At 41.3% G+C, this 21,523-nt stretch carries 23 protein-coding genes and 1 riboswitch; of the genes, 18 read left to right on the top strand and 5 right to left on the bottom strand.

Going from position 1 to position 21,523, the window contains the following annotated elements:
- Positions 1-2 precede the first annotated feature (2 nt).
- The 4 genes from MKY17_RS18740 to MKY17_RS18725 all read left to right on the top strand — a co-directional run bounded on the left by MKY17_RS18740 (position 3) and on the right by MKY17_RS18725 (position 5,662).
- Positions 3-974, top strand: coding sequence for an ROK family glucokinase (locus MKY17_RS18740; RefSeq protein WP_098369809.1), 972 nt, complete (start codon positions 3-5; stop codon positions 972-974).
- Between the two features lie 181 nt (positions 975-1,155).
- The gene (locus MKY17_RS18735; RefSeq protein ID WP_098369810.1) at positions 1,156-3,009 is read left to right on the top strand and encodes an LTA synthase family protein; all 1,854 of its coding nucleotides are present in this window, start codon (positions 1,156-1,158) and stop codon (positions 3,007-3,009) included.
- 141 nt (positions 3,010-3,150) lie between these two features.
- Positions 3,151-4,317, top strand: a complete 1,167-nt coding sequence (locus MKY17_RS18730) for a M14 family metallocarboxypeptidase (RefSeq protein ID WP_339200296.1) — start codon at positions 3,151-3,153, stop codon at positions 4,315-4,317.
- Positions 4,318-4,489: 172 nt separating this feature from the next.
- Entirely contained in the window at positions 4,490-5,662 is a 1,173-nt protein-coding gene (locus tag MKY17_RS18725; protein ID WP_098369812.1) for a hypothetical protein, read from the top strand.
- A gap of 41 nt (positions 5,663-5,703) precedes the next feature.
- Here the strand turns inward: MKY17_RS18725 and MKY17_RS18720 are convergent, their stop codons facing one another.
- Positions 5,704-5,877, bottom strand: coding sequence for a DUF2759 domain-containing protein (locus MKY17_RS18720; protein ID WP_034308396.1), 174 nt, complete (start codon positions 5,875-5,877; stop codon positions 5,704-5,706).
- 232 nt (positions 5,878-6,109) lie between these two features.
- Between MKY17_RS18720 and MKY17_RS18715 the strand changes: the two genes are divergently transcribed.
- Both MKY17_RS18715 and MKY17_RS18710 read left to right on the top strand, forming a co-directional pair.
- Entirely contained in the window at positions 6,110-6,736 is a 627-nt protein-coding gene (locus tag MKY17_RS18715) for an MBL fold metallo-hydrolase (protein WP_098369813.1), read from the top strand.
- Positions 6,737-7,133: 397 nt separating this feature from the next.
- Positions 7,134-8,234 carry an SAM-dependent methyltransferase gene (locus tag MKY17_RS18710; RefSeq protein ID WP_179890979.1) on the top strand — a complete coding sequence of 367 codons (1,101 nt, stop codon included), beginning with the start codon at positions 7,134-7,136 and terminating at the stop codon, positions 8,232-8,234.
- 52 nt (positions 8,235-8,286) lie between these two features.
- On the opposite strand, the gene MKY17_RS18705 is transcribed toward MKY17_RS18710, so the two are convergent.
- Together MKY17_RS18705 and MKY17_RS18700 are read right to left on the bottom strand one after the other, a co-directional pair.
- On the bottom strand, positions 8,287-8,529 hold the full coding sequence (locus MKY17_RS18705) for a DUF2626 domain-containing protein (protein WP_076365317.1): 243 nt from the start codon (positions 8,527-8,529) through the stop codon (positions 8,287-8,289).
- A gap of 85 nt (positions 8,530-8,614) precedes the next feature.
- Positions 8,615-9,316 (bottom strand): helix-turn-helix domain-containing protein, encoded by a 702-nt coding sequence (locus tag MKY17_RS18700; RefSeq protein WP_098369815.1) that lies wholly within the window; start codon positions 9,314-9,316, stop codon positions 8,615-8,617.
- A gap of 212 nt (positions 9,317-9,528) precedes the next feature.
- Between MKY17_RS18700 and MKY17_RS18695 the strand changes: the two genes are divergently transcribed.
- From MKY17_RS18695 to MKY17_RS18655, 9 genes are all read left to right on the top strand, one after another.
- Entirely contained in the window at positions 9,529-9,909 is a 381-nt protein-coding gene (locus tag MKY17_RS18695; protein WP_098369816.1) for a Spx/MgsR family RNA polymerase-binding regulatory protein, read from the top strand.
- 103 nt (positions 9,910-10,012) lie between these two features.
- Positions 10,013-11,089: a competence type IV pilus ATPase ComGA gene (gene comGA / locus MKY17_RS18690; RefSeq protein ID WP_098370095.1), complete on the top strand. Its 1,077-nt coding sequence runs from the start codon at positions 10,013-10,015 to the stop codon at positions 11,087-11,089.
- On the top strand, positions 11,073-12,107 hold the full coding sequence (gene comGB, locus MKY17_RS18685) for a competence type IV pilus assembly protein ComGB (protein WP_179890980.1): 1,035 nt from the start codon (positions 11,073-11,075) through the stop codon (positions 12,105-12,107). The genes comGA and comGB overlap by 17 nt, the downstream gene beginning before the upstream one ends.
- Positions 12,108-12,184: 77 nt before the next feature.
- Positions 12,185-12,496 carry a competence type IV pilus major pilin ComGC gene (gene comGC / locus MKY17_RS18680; RefSeq protein WP_063233178.1) on the top strand — a complete coding sequence of 104 codons (312 nt, stop codon included), beginning with the start codon at positions 12,185-12,187 and terminating at the stop codon, positions 12,494-12,496.
- A gap of 7 nt (positions 12,497-12,503) precedes the next feature.
- Positions 12,504-12,947 (top strand): competence type IV pilus minor pilin ComGD, encoded by a 444-nt coding sequence (gene comGD, locus MKY17_RS18675; protein ID WP_098369818.1) that lies wholly within the window; start codon positions 12,504-12,506, stop codon positions 12,945-12,947.
- Positions 12,934-13,272: a hypothetical protein gene (locus MKY17_RS18670; protein ID WP_098369819.1), complete on the top strand. Its 339-nt coding sequence runs from the start codon at positions 12,934-12,936 to the stop codon at positions 13,270-13,272. Before comGD ends, MKY17_RS18670 begins: the two co-directional genes overlap by 14 nt.
- The gene (gene comGF / locus MKY17_RS18665; RefSeq protein ID WP_098369820.1) at positions 13,220-13,699 is read left to right on the top strand and encodes a competence type IV pilus minor pilin ComGF; all 480 of its coding nucleotides are present in this window, start codon (positions 13,220-13,222) and stop codon (positions 13,697-13,699) included. Before MKY17_RS18670 ends, comGF begins: the two co-directional genes overlap by 53 nt.
- The gene (gene comGG / locus MKY17_RS18660; protein ID WP_179890981.1) at positions 13,692-14,078 is read left to right on the top strand and encodes a competence type IV pilus minor pilin ComGG; all 387 of its coding nucleotides are present in this window, start codon (positions 13,692-13,694) and stop codon (positions 14,076-14,078) included. Before comGF ends, comGG begins: the two co-directional genes overlap by 8 nt.
- A 117-nt stretch (positions 14,079-14,195) precedes the next feature.
- A complete protein-coding gene (locus MKY17_RS18655) occupies positions 14,196-14,381 on the top strand; it encodes a YqzE family protein (protein ID WP_063233067.1) in 186 nt (61 codons plus the stop codon).
- Positions 14,382-14,428: 47 nt separating this feature from the next.
- Here the strand turns inward: MKY17_RS18655 and MKY17_RS18650 are convergent, their stop codons facing one another.
- Both MKY17_RS18650 and MKY17_RS18645 read right to left on the bottom strand, forming a co-directional pair.
- Positions 14,429-15,229, bottom strand: a complete 801-nt coding sequence (locus tag MKY17_RS18650) for a YqhG family protein (protein WP_098369822.1) — start codon at positions 15,227-15,229, stop codon at positions 14,429-14,431.
- Entirely contained in the window at positions 15,207-16,895 is a 1,689-nt protein-coding gene (locus MKY17_RS18645) for an SNF2-related protein (RefSeq protein WP_098369823.1), read from the bottom strand. Before MKY17_RS18645 ends, MKY17_RS18650 begins: the two co-directional genes overlap by 23 nt.
- A 375-nt stretch (positions 16,896-17,270) precedes the next feature.
- A riboswitch (glycine riboswitch) is annotated at positions 17,271-17,358 on the top strand.
- Between the two features lie 225 nt (positions 17,359-17,583).
- Between MKY17_RS18645 and gcvT the strand changes: the two genes are divergently transcribed.
- From gcvT to gcvPB, 3 genes are read left to right on the top strand one after another with little or no spacing between them, the layout of a single operon-like run.
- Complete coding sequence (gene gcvT, locus MKY17_RS18640) at positions 17,584-18,690, top strand: glycine cleavage system aminomethyltransferase GcvT (protein WP_098370096.1); 1,107 nt, start codon at positions 17,584-17,586, stop codon at positions 18,688-18,690.
- A 17-nt stretch (positions 18,691-18,707) separates the two neighbouring features.
- On the top strand, positions 18,708-20,054 hold the full coding sequence (gene gcvPA / locus MKY17_RS18635; protein WP_098369824.1) for an aminomethyl-transferring glycine dehydrogenase subunit GcvPA: 1,347 nt from the start codon (positions 18,708-18,710) through the stop codon (positions 20,052-20,054).
- Positions 20,047-21,504: an aminomethyl-transferring glycine dehydrogenase subunit GcvPB gene (gcvPB, locus tag MKY17_RS18630; protein ID WP_098369825.1), complete on the top strand. Its 1,458-nt coding sequence runs from the start codon at positions 20,047-20,049 to the stop codon at positions 21,502-21,504. The genes gcvPA and gcvPB overlap by 8 nt, the downstream gene beginning before the upstream one ends.
- The last annotated feature ends 19 nt before the right edge of the window (positions 21,505-21,523 follow it).

Raw genomic sequence — 21,523 nt, 5'->3', positions numbered from 1 at the left:
GAATGATGGAAAAGTGGCTGATGGGTGTGGATTTAGGCGGTACAACTACCAAACTGGCTCTGATCAATTTATACGGAGAGATTATTCATAAATGGGAAATCAGCACAGACATCTCCGAAAAGGGAAAATTCATTACGATTAACATAGCCAAAGCAATTGATGCGAAGCTCGTGGAACTTAATGAACCGAAGAGTAAGATAGTAGGGATAGGGATGGGTGCTCCCGGGCCTGTGAAATTTGTTAACGGTTCCATATATGAAGCCGTCAATCTAGGCTGGAAGGACTATCCTTTAAAAGATTTATTGGAGGTGGAGACATCTCTTCCGGCTGTGATCGATAATGATGCCAATATGGCAGCTTTGGGAGAAATGTGGAAAGGTGCCGGTAATGGCGCTAAAGACCTCGTTTGTGTAACTCTAGGAACGGGTGTAGGCGGCGGGATCATCCATAATGGGCAAATTGTCCATGGTACCAGTGGGGCTGCTGGTGAAATAGGGCATATAACGGTCGTAACGGACGGAGACGCACCATGCAATTGCGGTAAGACTGGTTGTTTGGAAACGGTTGCTTCGGCAACGGGAATTGTCCGTATGGCTTTAGAGGCCTTGAATACCGCCGATGAACAGTCAATGCTTCAGCAGAAAGTCGAAGAGGGAAATGCGGTTACTTCCAAACTGTTATTCCAATGCGCTGCAGCAGGTGATCCTTTGTCCAAAGCTGTCGTAAATAAGGTAGGCAATTATTTGGGGCTGGCACTATCACATGTTGGGAATGTCATGAATCCAGATAAAATCGTCATTGGTGGGGGCGTTTCGCAAGCGGGAGACATTTTGCTTGATCCTGTCCGTTCTGCCTTCGGAAAGTATGCATTCAAACGGGTTAGTAAATCAACGAAAATCAGCCTGGCCACACTGGGCAATGATGCAGGGGTAATAGGTGCAGCCTGGCTCATTAAAAGCCAACTGAATACGTGATCCCTTGCTGCCCTGTGGCAAACAGGGTTATAAGAAAAAAAGATGGAATCTTCAAAAAATACCCCCCTTTTGAGGGGCGGGGGCAATCGTTCCTGCTTTTGCATAGGGGGAGAACCATGACCCATGATTGAGGCGCTCTGCATCATAGTTCCAGCGCTTTTTCGATGAGGAGGGACCAGGATTGAAAAGGGTCTTCAAAAAACAGGGATATTCATTGTTTTGGGTCGTATTAATTTCACTTTGGCTTAAAACATATATTGCTTATAAAACAAGTTTTGAGATAGATATTGATAATTGGATCCAGGAGTTCATACTATTCATCAATCCTGTCAGTTTCCTCTTGCTTACTCTTGGCGTGAATATATTTTTAAAAGAAAATAAAAGGACAGCATACTTATTGATCATGAGTTTTTTCATCACCTTCGTCCTTTTTGCCAACCTTGTTTTTTTTCGTTTTTTCAATGACTTTTTAACCATTCCCGTTCTTTTTCAAACGAGCAATATGAACGACCTTGGAAGCAGTGTACATGAATTGATCAATCCGAGTGACCTTTTGTATTTTGCCGATATTCTGGTCTTGATGCTTCTGCTTAAATACAAACCAAAAACATTCCATGAATGTCGATACAATCCCCAGGACCGTAAATTCTTTTTGTTAATGGCTTTGGGAGTGACATTTTTTAACTTAGCTTTAGCGGAAGCGGCGCGTCCTGAACTCCTGACAAGAACGTTTGACCGTGAAATCCTCGTTAAGAATATCGGTACGTACCATTATCACCTTTATGATGCAATATTACAGACGAAATCATCAGCTCAACGTGCCCTTGCGGATGGCAGTGAATTGTCGGAAATTGAAAATTACGTCCGTGCGAATCAAAAAGAGGTTAATGATGACCTTTATGGTCTGGCAAAAGGCAAAAATGTGATCCTAGTATCATTGGAATCCACTCAAAGCTTTGTAATCAATAAAACTGTCAACGGTGAAGAAATCACTCCTTTTCTGAACCAATTCATTAAAGAGAGCTATTATTTCAATAACCTTTATCACCAAACTGGCCAGGGGAAAACATCCGATTCAGAATTCATTATTGAGAATTCCCTCTATCCTTTAGGTAGGGGTGCAGTATTTTTCACTCATGCCCAAAATGAATACAAAGCCACCCCCGAAATCTTAACGGAAAAAGGTTACAATACGGCTTCCTTCCATGCCAATAATAAAAGCTTTTGGAATCGTGACATAATGTACGGTTCTCTTGGGTACCAACGGTTTTATGATAGTGATGAATACAAAGTCTCTGAAGGGAATTCCATCAATTGGGGTTTGAATGATAAATCGTTCTTCAAGCAATCACTCTCTCACTTGAAGCAGTTGCCTGAGCCTTTTTATGCCAAGTTCATAACGTTAACCAATCATTTTCCATTCACTTTGAATGAAGAAGACCGGACATTGGAACCATACGATTCGAATTCCAAAACATTGAATCAGTATTTTCCGACCGTACGTTATACAGACGAAGCCTTGGAACAATTTATCGGTGATTTGAAACGTGATGGATTATATGAGGATTCCATTATTGTACTATATGGGGACCATTATGGAATTTCGGAAAATCACAACTCTGCCATGGGCCAGTTCCTTGGGAAGGAAATCACGCCTTTCGAATCCATCCAACTTCAGCGTGTCCCGCTCATCATACATGTCCCTGGGCAGGAGGGGAAAACGATTTCCACCGTTTCCGGCCAAATTGATGTAAGGCCGACTCTCCTTCATTTATTGGGGATTGAAAATGATGATTATATCGAATTCGGCAAAGATCTTTTTTCTGAAGAAAAATTAGAATTCACCGTTCTTCGCGATAGCAGTTTCATCACAAAGGATTATCTCTATACGATGGATACCTGTTATGATAAAAAAACCGGAGCGGCGACTGCAAAGGATTCATGTGAAAAGTATTTGGATAAGGCTAAGCAGGAGCTTGAGTACTCCGACAAAATCATTTATGGGGATTTGCTCCGATTTTATGAGCAACGTTGAAAAAGGAAACCTGGCGAATCCAGGTTTTTTGTTTTTTCAGGAGAATCAGTAGCATTACAATTATGAAACACGTGAGACTTCCTGAACATCTTTCTGTTTTTCGCTTCATAAAGATAAAACAATGAAAGGGGCGGAGGCTGAATGAAAGTTGTGAGCAGAAGCGGGGATGATTTGGCATATTACAGTCAATTGTTTCAAATTCCTCGGGTTTTGATTGAGGATGCCAATCCCGCCATTACTGGCGGGGTTTTGCCAAATGGCATGGAAGTACAGATACCTGGGTACATTGTTCAGGAAGAGTCCCGGTTAGATATCGATGTTGCCGAAATCACTTTACAATATCACCTGCCCATCGATGGGATAATATTATTGAATCAAGATGGACAAAAACCTTTTTCCGTACCCGTCCGGGTGATGAATCCCATGATTGTCACCGACAAGCCCTATGAATATCAATCACTTCTTGACGATCTTGATATTCTATCTTTTCATTACCCCTTTATTAAGGTTGAATCGATCGGGAGGAGTGTATTGGGAAAAGAACTACTTGAGGTAAGAATCGGTCAAGGTGAAAAGATCATACATTATAACGGTTCATTCCATGCTAATGAATGGATCACTACGGCTGTTTTGATGAAATGGCTGAACGATTTTCTGCTGGCGGTAACGAATGATCGTACACTATGTGGAATGGATTGTATGCCCTTCTATCGGGATATGACCATTTCGATGGTTCCAATGGTGAATCCGGATGGAGTCGATCTTGTCCTAAAGGGGGAGGAGGCGGCTGAGGGGAAGGTTGATGTTTTAAAAATAAATAATGGTAATCCTGCTTTTTATGCTTGGAAAGCCAATATCCGCGGTGTAGACCTGAATAATCAATATCCTGCCAATTGGGAGATTGAAAAGCGCAGAAAGATTCCAAAAGCCCCTGCTCCGAGGGATTTTCCAGGAGAGACCGAGCTATCAGAACCAGAAGCATTGGCCATGAAGGAGCTGGCAATAAGACGGAATTTTGAAAGAGTGCTTGCACTTCACACCCAGGGAAAAGAATTCTATTGGGGATATGAGGGCCATGAACCTGAACAGGCAGCGAATGTTGCGAAGGAGTTCGAGGAGCGCAGCGGATATCGGGCCGTACAATATGTTGACAGCCATGCCGGGTATAAAGATTGGTTCATCCAGGAATTTAAACGCGGCGGATTCACAATCGAACTGGGAAAGGGCATCAATCCGCTTCCGCTATCCCATTTGCCTGGTATATATGAAGATTCTGTCAAGATTTTGATGGCAGGCCTATATATGTGATGCATCCCCCTAAGGAATATACTTCCAAAAAAATATAAGATCATTATCCGCCACATTTTCTCTTTTTTACTTTATAATGAAAGAGAGTAAGGATTCGATTGGTCTGTCCTTACTCTCTTTCTAATGTCTCGCTCACATATGCCAGGCGTTTTAGTTTTGAAGTGGGAGGTGTGTGGAGATTAAAGTATCCAAAGCAGCACTTTGTATGCGGCTTTCCATTTGTAAGATGTTGTGTTTCGTCCCATTATTTATCTCCACTATCCTTCTTATCTCGGCTTGTGAGCCTTCCAAGGACCTTAGTAAACCCGTAAATGATACGGAAAAAGAACACTCCCAATCTAACCTGGAAACTTCAGTAAGCAATTTAAAGGTCCCGACTGCAGAAACGGAAAAAATCGAAGCCATTTTTGGATGGCTGGATTCAAAAACCATTTTATATTCTGTGAAGCGGGATGGTAATGAATTATCCCAGTTGATGGCATGGAATTTGGAAACGAATGATACTTCCGTTTTCTATCAGCCGGCTTTTGCGTTTTCTGAAGTATCGATCAGTCCGTCTGGTAAGCATATCTTGTTATCGTCCTTCACCTCTTCGGATAAAGCTTCAATCACAATACTCGATAAAACGGGAAATCCATTGTATTCCGTGGCGATCCCAGCCTATGAATTAGCTTATGAGTGGAATTCATTTAAAGATGGCCAGTTGTTTGTATCGAGTTTTTATGAAGATTGGACATACAGCAGTTATGTGTTGAATCCAGATGAACAAACTTTGGAAACTCTGGACTTTCCGCAGCCCTTTGCGCAATGGGCAAGTGAAAATGAATTGATGTTTCTGGATTGGGACAAGGAAGAACCTGCTTTGACGGCTCCCCTAGAAAGAAAAGCGCTGAATGAGGATGGAGCGGACAGTCTTATGCTCGATGTCATTCACTTTAAAAAGATAAAACAAGCGCTGATGACAATTCAAGTGGAGACAGAAAAACAAGATCGGGGTACATATGCATTTTATGATTCTACAAACAAGCCGATCCACTCTTTTTCCGTGCCGCTATTGAAAAGCTTTTCAGATTGGGTGATTCCATCCTATGATTTCATTGAAAAAAATAAGGAATTCATAACGTTCATTCCTAATGAATCAAAAGATGCGGACCAATATGAGGGAAGGTTTACCTTAACTAAATTAAATTGGGAAAAAGGCACACAAGAAGAATTGATGAAGGACATGGAAAATGAACCATTAAGCTGTTCGCTTGATGGCAACTTCTGCTTATATGGATATCAATTTGAGAAAATCATTGATATGAAAACCCATCAAATACAAAGATTGTTCAAACAAACATGATGACCTAAAACAAAAGCTCGCCGGATGGCGAGCTTTTTTCTTCAATGGGCAACAGGAAAACCGCTGTTGATGACAGTCATGACAGTGAACCAGCCAAACACGACTGCACTGCCGGCTGCAAAAATGAATCCTAAGAAGTTTCTCTTTTTTAATGAGGTAAACACAGCTGCTACTCCTAATATAGCCACAAGTCCGAAAACAACCATTAATATCATGTCAAAACCCCCTTTTTACGTAATGAATACTAATCCCTAATAATATACCCAGAGAATAAAGCAACTACCAAAAATATGTAGAAAAGATTGCATTTGTTAATATCTTAATATTTTTTCAATTATTTGTCGAGGTTTAATAGGTGACACTTCTATGACTTGAGTAAACTGGATTAACATTAGCAGCTTAATTAGTGTAAGATGAAGATAGAAAATCATATTGGAGTTGATGGAAATGAAATGGAAACAAATTCCTCTAGGCCCGCTACAAACGAATTGTTATGTAGTTTCCGATGGACAGGATTGCATCATTTTCGATCCGGGTGAAGAGCCACAGAAAATCATACAGTACATACAAACAAAAAATTTAAAGCCTTTGGCGATTTTATTGACACATGCACATTTTGACCATATCGGTGCTCTTGATGCTATTCGGGATCATTATGGGATACCTGCATATATTCATGAAAAAGAGGCCAAGTGGCTGCTTGATCCCGCGTTGAATGGTTCCCAAAACTGGTTCCCTGAAAATCCGATGCGAATGAAGCCTGCCGATCACATCCTGGCAAATGAGCAGGAGCTCACTATTGGAGGATTCACTTTCGAAGTATTCGAAACCCCCGGACACTCACCAGGGAGCGTTTCGTATTATGTGAAGGAAGAACGTCTCCTCTTTTCAGGGGACGTCTTGTTCCAAGGAAGCGTTGGCAGAACCGATTTAATAGGCGGAAGCGAGGCAGTGCTGTTAAATAGCATTGAAACGAAGCTGCTGACACTTTCTGATGATGCTATCGTTTTTCCTGGTCATGGGCCTGTCACGACCATTTTGGATGAAAAGAATACTAATCCCTTTTTGAGATAATGACTTTTGCAGGTGCCATATGGCACCTGTTTTATTTTTAGACTTTATAATGTAAAAATATTGAAATGGGTCATTTCCACAACTATACTTAATATAAAAAACGTTTTGACACTCACCTTTAAAAGGCTTAAAGAAATTTCCGGGGTCTTCCTTGTGTGGATGACTCTTCTGATTCAGCTCTGAAGTAAGATGCATATTTTAATATTTGCTGGAAGCATTCATTTTTTTATGGTGGCACTCTTAAGAACTGTGAGATGAAAAATTGAACATTTTGTGAACCTTAAATTTGTTTTCATGTATGATTGTCGATAAAAAAACTTATTTATGTGTTTTATTAAGAAAAAGGAAAGTTTAATTTTCAATATGATGGAAGATCATGGAGACGGAGGCTATTGTGTTGAAAAATCACTTGAAGGAATTGGTTGCAGGAAGCCCCCAAAAAAGAATTTCCTATCATGACTATATGGATGCTGTTTTATATACGCCAAAAATAGGCTACTATGCACGCGCAAAAGAGAAAATTGGCTCAAGAGGGGATTTTTATACGTCTGGCAATGTTGGGGATGCATTTGGGAGATCACTGGCCAGGTGGTTCGTTTATTTGATAAAAAGGTGCGGAGTTTCACCAAGAATCATCGAGGTCGGCGCAGGGGACGGTAAGCTGGCTTATGACATCCTCGTTTTCATAAAAGAAATGGAACCGCAGATATGGGACTCTCTGACATATATCCTTGTGGATGGCAGTCCATTTCATAGAAAGGTTCAGCAAGAACGTATAGGGATGTTCAAACAGGCAGTTTCTGCCGCCAGTTTAGAAAAATGGACGAATGTAAATGGAATCGTCTTTTCAAATGAACTTTTCGACGCGTTGCCTGTACATGTTATTGAAAAGTATAAGGGAGCCCTGGTAGAGGTATTCGTCACTGAAAAGGAAGGCGATTTGGTAGAAGTGAGGGAACCTTTGGACAATCCTGTCATTCTATCTTACCTTACAGAACGAAATATCACCTTAAATGAAAAACAACGATATGAAGTTCCGCTAAAAATGGTCCGTGAATATGAGAAGATCGTTTCCTGTATCGAATCGGGTATTCTCCTTACGATTGATTATGGCTATACCGAGAGAGAATGGAAGGAGCCAGCACATCTTCAAGGGAGCTTGAGGGGCTATTATCAGCATCAAATGATTAAAGATGCGCTTATGTATCCTGGTGATATGGATTTGACGACACATATCCATTTTGACACATTAATCGAGATTGGAAAAAGGAAGGAACTTTCCAATCAGGGGCTATTCCTTCAAAATGAATTCTTGCTTAAAGCAAGGATATTAGATGAATTGAAGGACCATCAAGGAACTGATCCATTCTCGAAAACGGCAAAGCGTAATCGTGCAATTCGGGGGCTAATTGTTCCAGGTGGATTTAGTGAACATTTCAAAGTGCTGCTTCAATCGAAGAATTTAGCAGAAGATGTGAGGATTTTTCCTGAATGGTGACAAGTAAAAACCCATGAATCAAAATTCATGGGTTATGTAATATTGCTTGTTCTTAATGCGCAGTACCCGGAGTCATCATAAATACGCTCCAGTAGGAAAATCCTGCAAAGAAAACGGTAAGATAGGCGCCGAAAACATAAATATACATGCGCTCAGATAATTTCAAATAACTTAAAAGTACAAAAAAGATCGTTTGTGCAAAGAAAAGCAAAGACGTTTGATGCATATGGCCAAGATAAAAGAAAATTGCCATAATTCCTGTCCAAAATCCACATACTCTGAACATGCGTTCCACCCGAATCCCTCCTTATGTCTAGACGTGTACATTCTAAATAATTATAAATGAAATTGTAAGGTAATGTAAAGGATGCCTTTTGTTTCTATGTGAGAACCGAAGCCTGGTATGAGCATGTTGCACAATTGGACATCATATTTTCTAATTCCACAATATTGACATTCTCAAACAAGGCTTCGAACATACCTTCTAAAAATGAATTGTGCATGGAGCAGATTGCTCTTGGCTCCACTTCAGCAACTTCCTTAAACGGGCAATTGAAGATACGGAAGTATATTTTATTTTCTTCTTCGCTTGCTTGGATTTCAGGAGATAACCCTGCGATCGTAGCCGCATTTTTAAGCATATTGACCTTTTCCCCAAAACCAAGTCGATCGATCGATGTCGAATTCAGGGCTAGTTGCTGATTGATCAATTCCTCCCCGAATACTTTTCCCGTTTCATAAAGTGCCTGTTTTCCTTGTTCCCCTAATGTCATCATCGTCTGGATGGCAATCCTTGAAAGCAGCTGATAGTTCCTATATGGAAAATGAAGCTGAATGACTTTATCAGATAATCGATAAAGTCTGCTGGGACGACCGCCTTTCCCCGTCTTTCGGGCATCCGAGGTCAACATATCGATATCCTCAAGTTTTGACAAATGCAGACGGGCAACATTTGGATGGATGTTAAAAGAATCGGCGATTTGCTGTACCGATACATCACCATGCTTGTTCACAATATGCTGATATATATAATATCTGGTGGGATCAGCTAACACGTTTGTTATTTTTAACGTTTGTTCCATTACACCCTCCTGTTTCCATAGTTTAACTATGTCCATTATAATGCAGGCAGAAAAAAATGGAATAAGAGAAAGGGCAAACTCCTTTTAGTTTAAAAAATGTTCACAAATAAAGCGGCTTAATAAGCAAAAATATATACAATGATTGTACAAATATTATACAATTATTATATAGATTATTAATGTATACAAAATGTGAACGGGGAGTGATTAGTATGGCACAGTTAACTTTCTTTTCGTATCCAAGTTGTACATCTTGCCGCAAAACAAAAAAATGGTTAAGGGCCAATCAAGTTTCCTTCGATGAGCGACATTTATTCAGAGAGACTCCAACTGTAGCAGAGTTAAAAAGAATTCTTGAATTGACATCTGAAGGGCTTGATGAAGTCTTAGCAACAAGAAGTGAAGCATACAAAGACTTACAAGTTAATATTGACGAAATGATGCTTTCTGATGTAATCCAATTATTAACAAAAGAACCGAAGTTATTAAGAAGGCCCATTCTCATAGACGGGCAAAAACTGGTGATTGGTCATAATGTAGACGCATTAAGAAATTTGGTTTCCAAAAGGCTTGATTTGAAAATGAGCATGTGAGATGATTCTCGAAATTTCTTTCGGGAATTTTTTTTTCTGAAGCAGGAATTTGTCGTGGATTGTCGAATCCATACAACAAGAATCATAGGAGGTGATGAATGAATTGATATCGATTGAAAAGACCGCAGAAAAAATACTGACCCGTGCTGTACAGGAATCGGCATCGGATATCCACATTTTTTTTCGCAAGGAGGGACCTCTCATCCAATTCAGGATAGACAATAAGCTTGTTCCAAAGGAAACATTATCATTCTTTGAAGCAGAGAGGCTGATCGCTCATTTGAAGTTCCTTGCCTCGATGGATATAGGTGAGAAAAGGAGGCCCCAGAGTGGTGCCATCACCATCAATTTGGCCAACCAGGTGGTCGGACTCCGCCTTTCCACTTTACCCACTGCCCATCTCGAAAGTTTGGTCATCCGCTTAATACCCCAACAGAATATCCTTCCTCTAGAACAGTTATCCTTATTTCCAAGCACCGTTCAAAAATTGATTGCTCTCCTGAAGCATTCCCATGGCATGCTCATATTTACCGGCCCGACTGGCAGTGGAAAAACCACGACACTATATTCCCTGCTTCACCATGCCCATGAGATGATCAATCGAAATATTATTACACTTGAAGATCCCATTGAAAATGTATCCGAAAAGGTATTGCAAGTCCAAATCAATGAAAAGGCGGGCGTTACGTATTCTGTTGGTCTAAAAGCTGTTCTGAGGCATGACCCTGACGTGATCATGGTTGGGGAAGTCAGAGATGCAGAAACCGCCAAAATCGCAGTGCGTGCCGCATTGACCGGTCATTTGATACTTACAACCATGCATACCAGGGACGCCCAGGGCGCCATCTCCAGGTTACTGGAATTTGGTGTCAGCCTGCTTGAGGTTGAACAGAGTTTGATTGGCGTGACAGCACAGCGGCTGGTTGAATTGCGATGTCTTCCATGTAAAGGGGACTGTGATTTAGCTTGCAAAATGACTGCCAGGAATAAAAGGGCAAGTGTATATGAATTGCTATATGGAAAAAGCCTGGCTGAGGTTCTCCGGATAATGGGAGATGAAAAAGGAAAGGCAACGGTCAGCTACCGCCAATTGAAGGATGAAATCGGAAAAGCGGTTGCGATGGGATATGTGGATTCCGGGGAATATGAACGGCTGGTATACGATGAAACCAAAAAGTAAATGGAAGGTAAAAGAGCAGGCGGTCTTTATTTCGAAGCTAGGTGAATTATTGAATCATGGTTATCCTTTGGCGGACGCTTTACATTTTCTTGAGTTTCAGGAATCAAAGAAGAAAGCGGAAGACTTCATTCAGGCTAAAGCCGATTTAAGGAACGGTTACCCGTTGCACATGGTGCTGACCCATCTTGGTTTTCATCCGCAGCTTGTAAGTTATATATTTTATGGAGAACAATATGGCGACCTGGAACGGGCGTTGAAAGAAGGAGGGCGATATTGGAAGAAAAGAACCGAGGATATGGATAAAGTAAAAAAGTTAATGGTGTATCCCGTATTCTTAGTCTTTTTTGTAAGCATCGTTTTTTATATTCTTCAGAGTATTCTCCTACCCAAATTCCAGACAATCTATTTCACGATGGATGTCGATCAGCACACACTCTTAAAATTAATGGCAGCCTCCACATTCATTCTTCCAGCACTCCCCTTCTTTTTACTCGGATTGCTCCTATTCTTGTATATACTCAAACGATTTTGGTTTAACGGATTGTGCCCATTAAGGCAGCGAAGGATTTTGATGAGAATTCCGATATTCGGAACCTTCATCAAATTATACGAAACTTATTTTTTTGCTAGCCAATTCAGTGGCTTACTTTCCGGAGGGCTATCGATAAACGATAGCATCAAATTATTCTCGATAAATCAACAGCAGCCTTTTTACCAAAAACTAAGCAATATCATTAAGGATGATTTGATCGAGGGCAGATCACTTGAAATGATTTTTCGGGAGCTCCCATATTTTGATGGGAATTTACCGGTGGTCGCTGCAAATGGTCAAAAATACGGCAGACTTGATGCGGAGCTGCTTCATTACAGTCGTTTTTTACTGGAGAAAATTGAAGAGAGAATGAATGCAATCTTGAAAATCATTCAGCCTCTTATGTTCTCACTTATAGGTCTTTTGATTGTATCCATTTATTTGGCAGTTTTGCTGCCGATGTTCTCACTGCTCGAAGGTATATAGGATTTTATTTTTGTATTCCGGAGGTGAAAATGCTCGAAGGTCATCTGGTATTCAGATGGTTTCAGGAGCATGATGATATGTTGAAGAAAGTGATGAATGAACGTGGTTTTACATTAATTGAAATGCTTATTGTTTTATTGGTAATATCCATCCTATTGATTATAACGATCCCCAATATCACGAAGAACCAATCTACGATTCAGTCTAAAGGATGTGAAGCATTCGTGAAGATGGCCCAAGCGCAGGTACAGGCTTATGAGATCGACAATGCTAAACTGCCCGGAAGTATCGGTGAGTTGGAAAGTCAAGGCTATCTCAAACAGACATCTTGTCCTAATGGGGATGATATTAGTTTGGATAGTAAAGGAAAGATAACGGTCGTTGAGTAGGAGAGAAGTGAACATACGGCATTCCAATGGGGGGTATACACTATCTGAAACCCTCATTGTCCTCGTTATTTTTGTACTCCTGATTTCCATCGGTCCTAATCTATATCCTAGCTTCACCAAAGGAATGGAAAATAGGCTATTCCTTTCTCAATTCCATGAAGATCTTTTCTATGCACAACAGTATGCCATCAGTCATGAGAGCTTGATTTACCTCCATATTGATAATACCAAAAAGGTTTATACCGTTTCGTCTTATAAGGAGGGGATCGTTTTAGAGAGAATCATACCAGAGGATATACAGTTTTTAAGTGGCACTTTGGGGTTCAGCTTTCATTTTAATCAGTATGGAAATGCTTCAAAAGCCGGAACGATTATGATTGACACTTCAAAGGGAAAGTACAAGCTGATCCTCAATATCGGTAAAGGGAGGTTCAGGATTGAGAAATTGTAAAGGTTACGTCTACCTTGAGCTGATAGCCGCATTTGCCGTTTGTATATTCCTGGTCCTTGCCATTTTACCCATTCTTGAAGAGTTATTGATGGATCGGAAAGATATTGCCGTAAGGACAGAAGCCCACCATTTATTATATGAAAGATTGACGGCGTTCATGGATGGGGAGATACAAGCAGTTGGTCAGGAAATCATTTACAAAAAAAGATCCTATGAAATGGTTTGGAAGGACCATGGGGATTTCCCGGGAATGATTGAAGGGTGTGTACGTTATGAAGATGAATCGGGTAATCTGGAATCCATTTGTGATGCTGCGAAAAAATGATGGCTTTACGATGATCGAAATGCTTTTTTCTTTAATGATTTTAATGACTACGTCCCTTTTTGTTCTACAGCTTTTTTCTATCATTCACACCCAAATGGGGTCCGTTGATAAATTGCATCCTAAAGAGTGGGAGGTCTTTACCATGCAAATGAAGCAGGAGGTCCGGAGTTCCAAAGTTCAGGATGTAATGGGAAATAAATTATTTTTGCTTTCAGGTGAGCAATTATCATCGTTTGAACAATATGAAGATAAGGTCCGAAGACGAGTGAATGGAATGGGGCATGAGGTCATCTTGCAGAACATTTCGGAATTCCGGGTTGAAAAGGATGGCGGTGTCATTGTTATAAATATAACGGATAAAGCAGGAACTACTTTCAGTCGAAGATTTCACCCTTTCATAAGGAATGTTACGAAAGTCGATGAATAATCAAAAAGGAGTCGTTTTCCCGATGGTCATGATTGTAGCGAGTGTTTTCATCATGTTCACGATACTAATGATAGACCAGTTTATCATTGATAAAAAGTTTTATAAAGAAGTGGAAGAATCGCTTGTGGCCGACCATCTTGTCCATCTAGCCATCATGGATGTGACGGCAGAGTGGGGCGAAGAAATCCCAAAAATCATCCAGGGGGAAATTTCATATCCCAATGGTGTGGTGCGGTATTCCTTGATGAAACAAGAAGGTCCTTACGTATATATCGAGTTTTCTTCCACGACTAAAAATGATCGCGAGGGCAGGGTCATCATTCAATACGATAAAGAAGCGGGGAAAGTGAAAGAATGGTTGGAAAAGCAAGCTGGCTAATACGGATAATCAACACTCTTTTAAAACGGAACGCGACATGTTCACGTGTTCAGGGAACAAGCGAAGGAATAAAAGGAGCGTAAAACGGGCATACTTTGCATAGGGTGATGATTTTATATGTCTACAAACGCTTATATTAAATATCTGACGCAGCAGCTTGTCGAGTATTTTAATCTGACGAAAAAAGAACGAAAAGAAAAGCGCCGTCACAGAAAAGAGGATAAAAATCATGGTATGTCCCATTGGTTTGGCATTGTCCCTTTTGCTTTGTCGATGTTCGTAAGGAAAAATATCAAAAAGTGAAACAGATGTCCCGAAAATTAGGACATCTGTTTCTTTTCGTTCTTTACTTATCCCAACGCCCTATCTGAAAGGTAAAATAATCCTCCGTTGATGATGGATATTCTGATGTTGGGTTCATATTGAGCTTTTAGTGCTTCTTTCTCGGTATAATAACTCTCACTTTTTTCGTCCATATCTTTGTAAAAATGCTCCAATAAATTCAAATCATTCTGCCAGCGCAGCATTGCTTCCTCCGCCCAAGAATGGTCATCATCCTCGAAACTGGTCCTGATGTATGTATCCAGTCTTGCCAATCCACTCTTGGGCATGATCAAAGGTGAAAGCGTAAAGGAGTAATCCGGTATTTTTGGGGTGACCTTTATCGGTAAAACCCGATGGTGAAACTTTTCCATGATCTCACCTGAGATTAGATTCAGTCCTATCGACATGAAAGTATCTTTTTTACGGTCGCATTGATAGGATATTTTCACATTCAGGGTCAGCCAAGGAAACAAAGGATTATTTCCGCCGCCTTTTAATGGAGGAGTATCCTCAAAAAGTCTAGTATACCCTGCCAGCTTTTTGGTTGATTGAATAATTTGATGAAGGCGTGGGGAGCCAAAATGAATCATTTCTCCCTTTAAATCGGATGGAGCTTGTTCTGGATCGGTAATGAAAGTCATCTGTGCTGGGTTCGGAACGCCACCTGTTTTTTCTAGATAATGCCAGTAAAAGGGTCTGTTCATTAATTCTTTATCCATTTCAATCGTCAATTGGACTGTAAGGTGGGTTGGTGCATTATCCAGTATTTCACAATCGTTGGCCTTAAAAAAAGTTATTAAAAAATCATGAATTTCCCGTTGCTGCATGAACCTCACCTTCCTTCATTGATTGAGCGAATTGGATTAACGATGAAAAATTATCCATCTTGATCTTCATTTCGCCCTCTGTTTTGGACTCGCCGACCACATCAATTAAATATTCTTCAATGTTGTTAATATCCAGTTTGGTTAGAATATCATCCAATTCTCCAATTACTTTTTCAAATAAATTTATTTTTTCGTATAGTAACTTCAGAATATGTTCTTCTACTGTATTTTTCGTGGCAAAGTTATAAATCATCACATCTTCTTCCTGACCAAGGCGGTGAATCCGTCCAATTCTCTGTTCGAGCCTCATGGGGTTCCATGGCAGGTCAAAATTAATCAAGTGATGGCAAAACTGAAGGTTTATCCCTTCCCCGCCAGCTTCTGTTGCTATTAATACCTGTATATTCTTTTGGAATAATTCCCGCATCCAGTCTTTCTTTCCGCGCTTAAAACCGCCTCGGAAGGGAACCGAAGAAATTCCATTCTGCTGTAGGTACCATTGGAGATATAGCTGAGTCGCCCGGTATTCGGTAAAGATAATCACTTTGTCATCAATTTTCTTGATCAGTTCCAGTGCTTTTTCAGCCTTGGAGTTCTGAACTGTTTCATTCACTTTAGAAAATAAATCATCAAGCTTTGCCAAAAAGTCAGGGGAAGGCTGATCATATTTTTCTTTCATATTCTTTAATGTATAAAAGACCGCCTCTCTGCTGCTGCATGCTTCCCTTTGGAGAGTGAGAGCCGAAAAGGCGCTTCCTTTTGATCCATCCGAAATAGGCTTGAATTTGGAAACAGCATCGTACAATGCTTGTTCCGTTGGAGAAAATTCAATGGTGATGGTTTCCACATGCCGTTTTGTCCATTCAATGCCAGTATCGGCCCGCCGGTTTCGAATCATGACAGTATTGACCAGTTCCTTTAGGTGTTCATCTTCAATGATGTTCCGGCCTTTCCCTTTATACTTTTCCGAAAAGAGTGAGGCATTTCCCAAGTGGCCCGGTTTCAATAACGAAACGAGGTGAAAAATCTCCTCGACTTTATTTTGAATCGGAGTGGCTGTCAGGAGTAAACAAAATTTCTTTTTCAGATTTTGGACGAATTCATAGTTCTTCGTCTTATTGTTTTTAAGTTTATGAGCTTCATCAATAATGATGAAGTCATATTCCTGAGTAAAAATGATATCTCGATGTGGAGCGCGTTTCGCTGTATCAATGGATGAAATGACCACATCACAGGATTCCCAAACATAACTTTTTCTCTGAACGACTGCCGGTATATGAAACTTGGTATTCAATTCAAAAGCCCATTGTGTGACAAGGGAGGCTGGAACAAGGATCAATACTTTTTTTACAAGGCCCCTAATCATATACTCTTTTAGGATCAAGCCTGCTTCAATTGTTTTTCCGAGCCCCACCTCATCAGCTAAAATGGCCTTTCCATTCATCTTTTCCACCACTTGCTTGGCTGCTTCCAATTGATGGGGAAGCGGGGTTAACTGCGGAAGGTGCTTGGGCGCCTGTAAACCTTCAAAATCAGGGATGATAAGATTTTCCTCCATTTGAACCGCCAACTTATAAAGCTCCCAATTTCCCCATGGACCGTCATTTTCCATTTTTTGCAGAAACTCGTCATTCCATTCAGAATTGAAGGATATATTGATTTTCATAGAAATAACTCCCTCTTAAATCATAATTTCCTTAATAAAAGGTCAAAACCCGAACATTTCGTATGTGAAGTAAGAAAAATATTTCTTTTCAAAAGATATTGCAGAGATAAGTTTCTTAGGGTAGGATATAAGTATATTTAGAAAATTCCAATTTCCAAACGCTACAAAGAATCTTTGTACATCGATTTTGCAGTTCGTGTTTTCTTAGTATGAGCTATAGGCTCCTAATTTATCCAAGATTACTGAAGGAGATCACTCAAACGGTTTCTGAAGTTTTAGGAGAATTGGCAGAGAATGCATTCCATGATGCTCAAAGGTTTTACCGATGCTTGGGGCTATTTCGCTTCCTTTCATTGGTAGACCATTCATATGCGGGTGAAGATAAGGGGAGAGACTACGGATGTAGCGCCGAAGGAGCAAACTTAGCAGTGAATCTCTCAGGCAAAAGAACTCTTATTGGACGCAACTCTGGAGAGCGCCGCCCGTTTTGGGACGGCCACCAAAGGGGAAAACCTATTACATAGGTAAACTTTCAGGTTTCAGGACAGAGAAAAAGCTCAAACGGGCTTTCTCTGTCCTTTTTTGTGCTTTTTTCACATCATGAATCAGGATATACCTGATGCGTAATGACAAGAAGCTTTTGATAATGAAGCCAATTAATTTAAAAAAATCTGAAGGGGGTCATTTTTTGACCAATTTAAAAAGAACACCACTATTTGAGGTTTATCGTGAATACGGAGGTAAAACGATTGATTTTGGCGGCTGGGAACTTCCTGTCCAATTTTCGGGTATAAAGGACGAACATGAAGCCGTACGTACAAAAGCGGGGTTATTCGATGTTTCCCATATGGGGGAAGTCGATGTTAAGGGTCCTGGGAGCCTTTCCTTTTTACAGAAGATGCTGACTAATGATATATCAAAGCTGCAACAGGGCGGTGCCCAATATACCGCCATGTGTTATGAAAACGGAGGCACGGTTGATGATCTTATCGTGTATAAAAGGGCTGAGGACGACTATCTGCTCGTGGTCAATGCAGCGAATACAGAAAAAGATTTCAATTGGCTGCAAGCTAATTTAACGGAAGATGTCCAAATTACGAATGTATCGAGTGACTATACACAGCTGGCACTTCAAGGACCATCTGCAGAAAAGATATTACAAAAACTATCGGGAAATACTGACTTAAGTGAAATTGGATTTTTCAAGTTCAAGGAAAATGTCCTGATCAACGGTATCTCCACGTTGGTATCCCGTACTGGATACACTGGTGAAGATGGGTTTGAGATATATAGCGACAGTGAAAATGGTCCTGCCCTTTGGAAGGCGATTATGGAAGCCGGAAAGGAAGAGGGGGTTCAGCCGATTGGTTTAGGTGCTCGTGATACCCTGCGTTTTGAAGCGAAACTGCCGCTGTATGGACAGGAGCTTTCAGCGGACATCACCCCGATGGAAGCCGGTATTGGTTTTGCAGTAAAAGTGGATAAGGAAGTGGATTTTTTCGGGAAAGCCGTTCTTGCTGAGCAAAAGGAGAAAGGAGCTCCCCGCAAGCTTGTGGGAATTGAAATGATTGACCGTGGCATTCCACGTCATGGGTATAAGGTCTACAGCGGTGATAAAGCCATTGGCGAGGTCACGACCGGTACCCAATCACCAACGTTGAAGAAAAACGTGGGATTGGTACTTATCGATAAGGAATTTTCGGTGCTGGATGCGGAAGTCGAAGTGGAAATCCGTTCCAAACGTTTGAAAGCCGTTATCATACAAACACCTTTTTATAAAAAACCACGTAAATAGAGAGGAATGGTCATTAGATGAAACATCGTTATTTACCCATGACAGAGCAAGATAAACAAGAAATGCTGGAAGCGATAGGGGTATCTACTGTTCAAGAACTTTTCAATGATATCCCTGAAAGCGTTCGTTTTCAAGGAGAATACGATATCAAGCCTGCTAAATCGGAACCTGCATTAATGAAAGAATTATCAAGGCTTGCTGCCAAGAATGCGGACCTTAAAAACTATGCTTCCTTCCTTGGTGCGGGTGTCTATGACCATTACGCACCGGTCATCGTCGATCATGTTTTATCCCGTTCTGAGTTTTATACGGCTTATACACCCTATCAGCCTGAAATTTCACAGGGCGAGCTTCAGGCGATCTTTGAATATCAAACGATGATATGTGAATTGACGGGCATGGATGTTGCTAACTCCTCCATGTATGACGGCGGGACGGCGCTAGCTGAAGCAGCCATGCTTGCTTCAGGCCAGACACGACGCAAGAAGATTCTCATTTCAGGAACCGTTCATCCTGAATCAAGAGAAGTTGTGAAGACATATGCGAAAGGGCAACGGGTGGAAGTGGTCGAAGTTCCTTATAAAGACGGTGTGACGGACTTAGCTGCTTTAAGGGAATTGGCGAATGATGACATTGCAGGAGTGATCGTGCAATATCCGAACTTTTTTGGCCGCATCGAGCCATTGAAAGAAATGGAGGAAATCATTCATGGAGTCAAGTCCATGTTTATCGTTTCCAGTAACCCGCTTGCATTGGGAGCTTTGACATCCCCTGGTGCACTCGGTGCAGATATCGTAGCGGGGGATGCCCAGCCATTCGGCATTCCAGCGGCATTTGGGGGACCTCATTGTGGATATTTTGCCGTTACTAATAAACTTGTTCGGAAAGTTCCGGGCCGACTCGTCGGTCAAACGGTGGATGAAAATGGAAAAAGGGGGTTTGTACTGACTCTTCAAGCTCGTGAACAGCACATTCGCCGTGACAAAGCCACATCCAACATTTGTTCCAATCAAGCTTTGAATGCCTTGGCAGCTTCTGTTGCAATGACCGCGCTTGGGAAAAAGGGTGTCAAAGAAATGGCCGTGCAAAATATTCAAAAAGCGCATTATGCGAAAAAAGTAATTATGGCAAAAGGGGTGGAAGTGATATTCGACGGTCCTTCGTTTAATGAATTTGTCATTAAACTGCCTGCTTCGTTTTCAGAAATCAATAAAAACCTTTTTGAAAAAGGGATGATTGGCGGCTTCGATTTAGGGACGGTTTATCCTGAGCTGAAAGACCATATGCTGGTCGCGGTAACTGAACTTAGAACAAAAGAAGAAATTGATGCACTTGCGCAGGAATTGGGGGATCAACATGAATAATCAAGATCAATCACTCATTTTTGAAATCAGTACTTCCGGTCGAATCGGATACAGTCTGCCAGAAATGGATGTTGCAACTATTCCGCTCGAAGAAATTCTTCCTGCCGACTACATCCGTGAAGAAGAGGCAGAGCTTCCTGAGGTGTCCGAACTGGATATCATGCGTCATTATACAGCACTTTCCAAACGGAATCATGGGGTGGATTCGGGTTTTTATCCGCTGGGTTCATGCACGATGAAATATAATCCGAAAATAAATGAAAATGTGGCACGCTTCAACGGTTTTGCCCATATCCATCCATATCAGGATCCGGCTACTGTTCAGGGAGCATTGGGACTATTATTTGATTTGCAGGAACACTTAACGGAAATCACCGGGATGGACCAAGTGACACTACAGCCTGCAGCGGGTGCTCACGGTGAATGGACTGGATTGATGATGATTCGCGCTTTTCACGAAGCGAATGGCGATACAGAACGGACTAAAGTGATTGTACCTGATTCTGCACACGGTACGAATCCTGCTTCTGCAACTGTTGCCGGACTTGAAACGATTACAGTGAAGTCGGATGAAAATGGGTTAGTCGACCTTGAGGATTTAAAGCGTGTTGTCGGACCGGATACGGCGGCCTTGATGCTGACGAACCCCAATACATTGGGATTATTTGAAGAAAACATTTTGGAAATGGCACAACTTGTCCATGACGCAGGCGGGAAGCTTTATTATGATGGAGCCAATCTGAATGCAGTCCTATCAAAAGCACGCCCGGGTGATATGGGCTTTGATGTGGTTCACTTAAATCTCCATAAAACATTCACAGGCCCGCATGGCGGCGGCGGCCCGGGTTCTGGTCCTGTAGGGGTGAAGTCGGACTTGATTCCTTACTTGCCTAAACCGCTTGTGGTCAAACAAGGTGAGCAATTCGTTCTTGATTATGATCGTCCGCAATCCATTGGCAGGGTAAAACCTTATTATGGTAATTTTGGGATAAACGTGAGGGCATATACGTACATTCGGTCAATGGGTCCTGATGGCCTTAAAGCCGTCACGGAGAATGCGGTCATCAATGCCAATTATATGATGCGTAGGTTAGAACCATTTTTTGACTTACCATATAATCGTCATTGTAAGCATGAATTCGTATTAAGCGGACGCCGTCAAAAGAAATTAGGGGTAAGGACTCTCGATATAGCCAAAAGATTGCTGGATTTCGGGTATCATCCTCCAACCATTTACTTCCCGTTGAACGTGGAAGAAGGAATGATGATAGAACCGACTGAAACCGAGTCAAAAGAAACGCTGGATGCGTTCATCGATGCGATGATCCAGATTGCCAAGGAAGCGGAAGAAACCCCGGAAATCGTTCAGGAAGCTCCGCATACAACCGTTATAAAGCGGCTTGATGAAACTCTTGCTGCAAGAAAACCTGTTCTGCGTTATCAAGCATAGACTGATAGCTTACACGAAA

Origin of the sequence: Peribacillus sp. FSL P2-0133, from assembly GCF_037975445.1 — a bacterium.
GTDB classification, from domain to species: Bacteria; Bacillota; Bacilli; order Bacillales; family DSM-1321; genus Peribacillus; species Peribacillus simplex_E.
The sequence above is the reverse complement of the archived record's forward strand: the minus strand, read 5'-3'. Positions and strand labels throughout refer to the sequence as shown.

Bases quoted from the DNA above. Each gene is read 5' to 3' on its own strand.
- MKY17_RS18700 (WP_098369815.1), bottom strand. From the start codon at position 9,316: ATGGAACAAACGTTAAAAATAACAAACGTGTTAGCTGATCCCACCAGA.
- comGG (WP_179890981.1), top strand. From the start codon at position 13,692: ATGAATAATCAAAAAGGAGTCGTTTTCCCGATGGTCATGATTGTAGCG.
- MKY17_RS18730 (WP_339200296.1), top strand. From the start codon at position 3,151: ATGAAAGTTGTGAGCAGAAGCGGGGATGATTTGGCATATTACAGTCAA.
- comGC (WP_063233178.1), top strand. From the start codon at position 12,185: ATGTTGAAGAAAGTGATGAATGAACGTGGTTTTACATTAATTGAAATG.
- comGB (WP_179890980.1), top strand. From the start codon at position 11,073: ATGAAACCAAAAAGTAAATGGAAGGTAAAAGAGCAGGCGGTCTTTATT.
- MKY17_RS18695 (WP_098369816.1), top strand. From the start codon at position 9,529: ATGGCACAGTTAACTTTCTTTTCGTATCCAAGTTGTACATCTTGCCGC.
- gcvPB (WP_098369825.1), top strand. From the start codon at position 20,047: ATGAATAATCAAGATCAATCACTCATTTTTGAAATCAGTACTTCCGGT.
- comGF (WP_098369820.1), top strand. From the start codon at position 13,220: ATGAAGATGAATCGGGTAATCTGGAATCCATTTGTGATGCTGCGAAAA.
- MKY17_RS18655 (WP_063233067.1), top strand. From the start codon at position 14,196: ATGTCTACAAACGCTTATATTAAATATCTGACGCAGCAGCTTGTCGAG.
- MKY17_RS18650 (WP_098369822.1), bottom strand. From the start codon at position 15,229: ATGCAGCAACGGGAAATTCATGATTTTTTAATAACTTTTTTTAAGGCC.
- MKY17_RS18715 (WP_098369813.1), top strand. From the start codon at position 6,110: ATGAAATGGAAACAAATTCCTCTAGGCCCGCTACAAACGAATTGTTAT.
- MKY17_RS18720 (WP_034308396.1), bottom strand. From the start codon at position 5,877: ATGATATTAATGGTTGTTTTCGGACTTGTGGCTATATTAGGAGTAGCA.
- MKY17_RS18645 (WP_098369823.1), bottom strand. From the start codon at position 16,895: ATGAAAATCAATATATCCTTCAATTCTGAATGGAATGACGAGTTTCTG.
- gcvPA (WP_098369824.1), top strand. From the start codon at position 18,708: ATGAAACATCGTTATTTACCCATGACAGAGCAAGATAAACAAGAAATG.
- MKY17_RS18740 (WP_098369809.1), top strand. From the start codon at position 3: ATGATGGAAAAGTGGCTGATGGGTGTGGATTTAGGCGGTACAACTACC.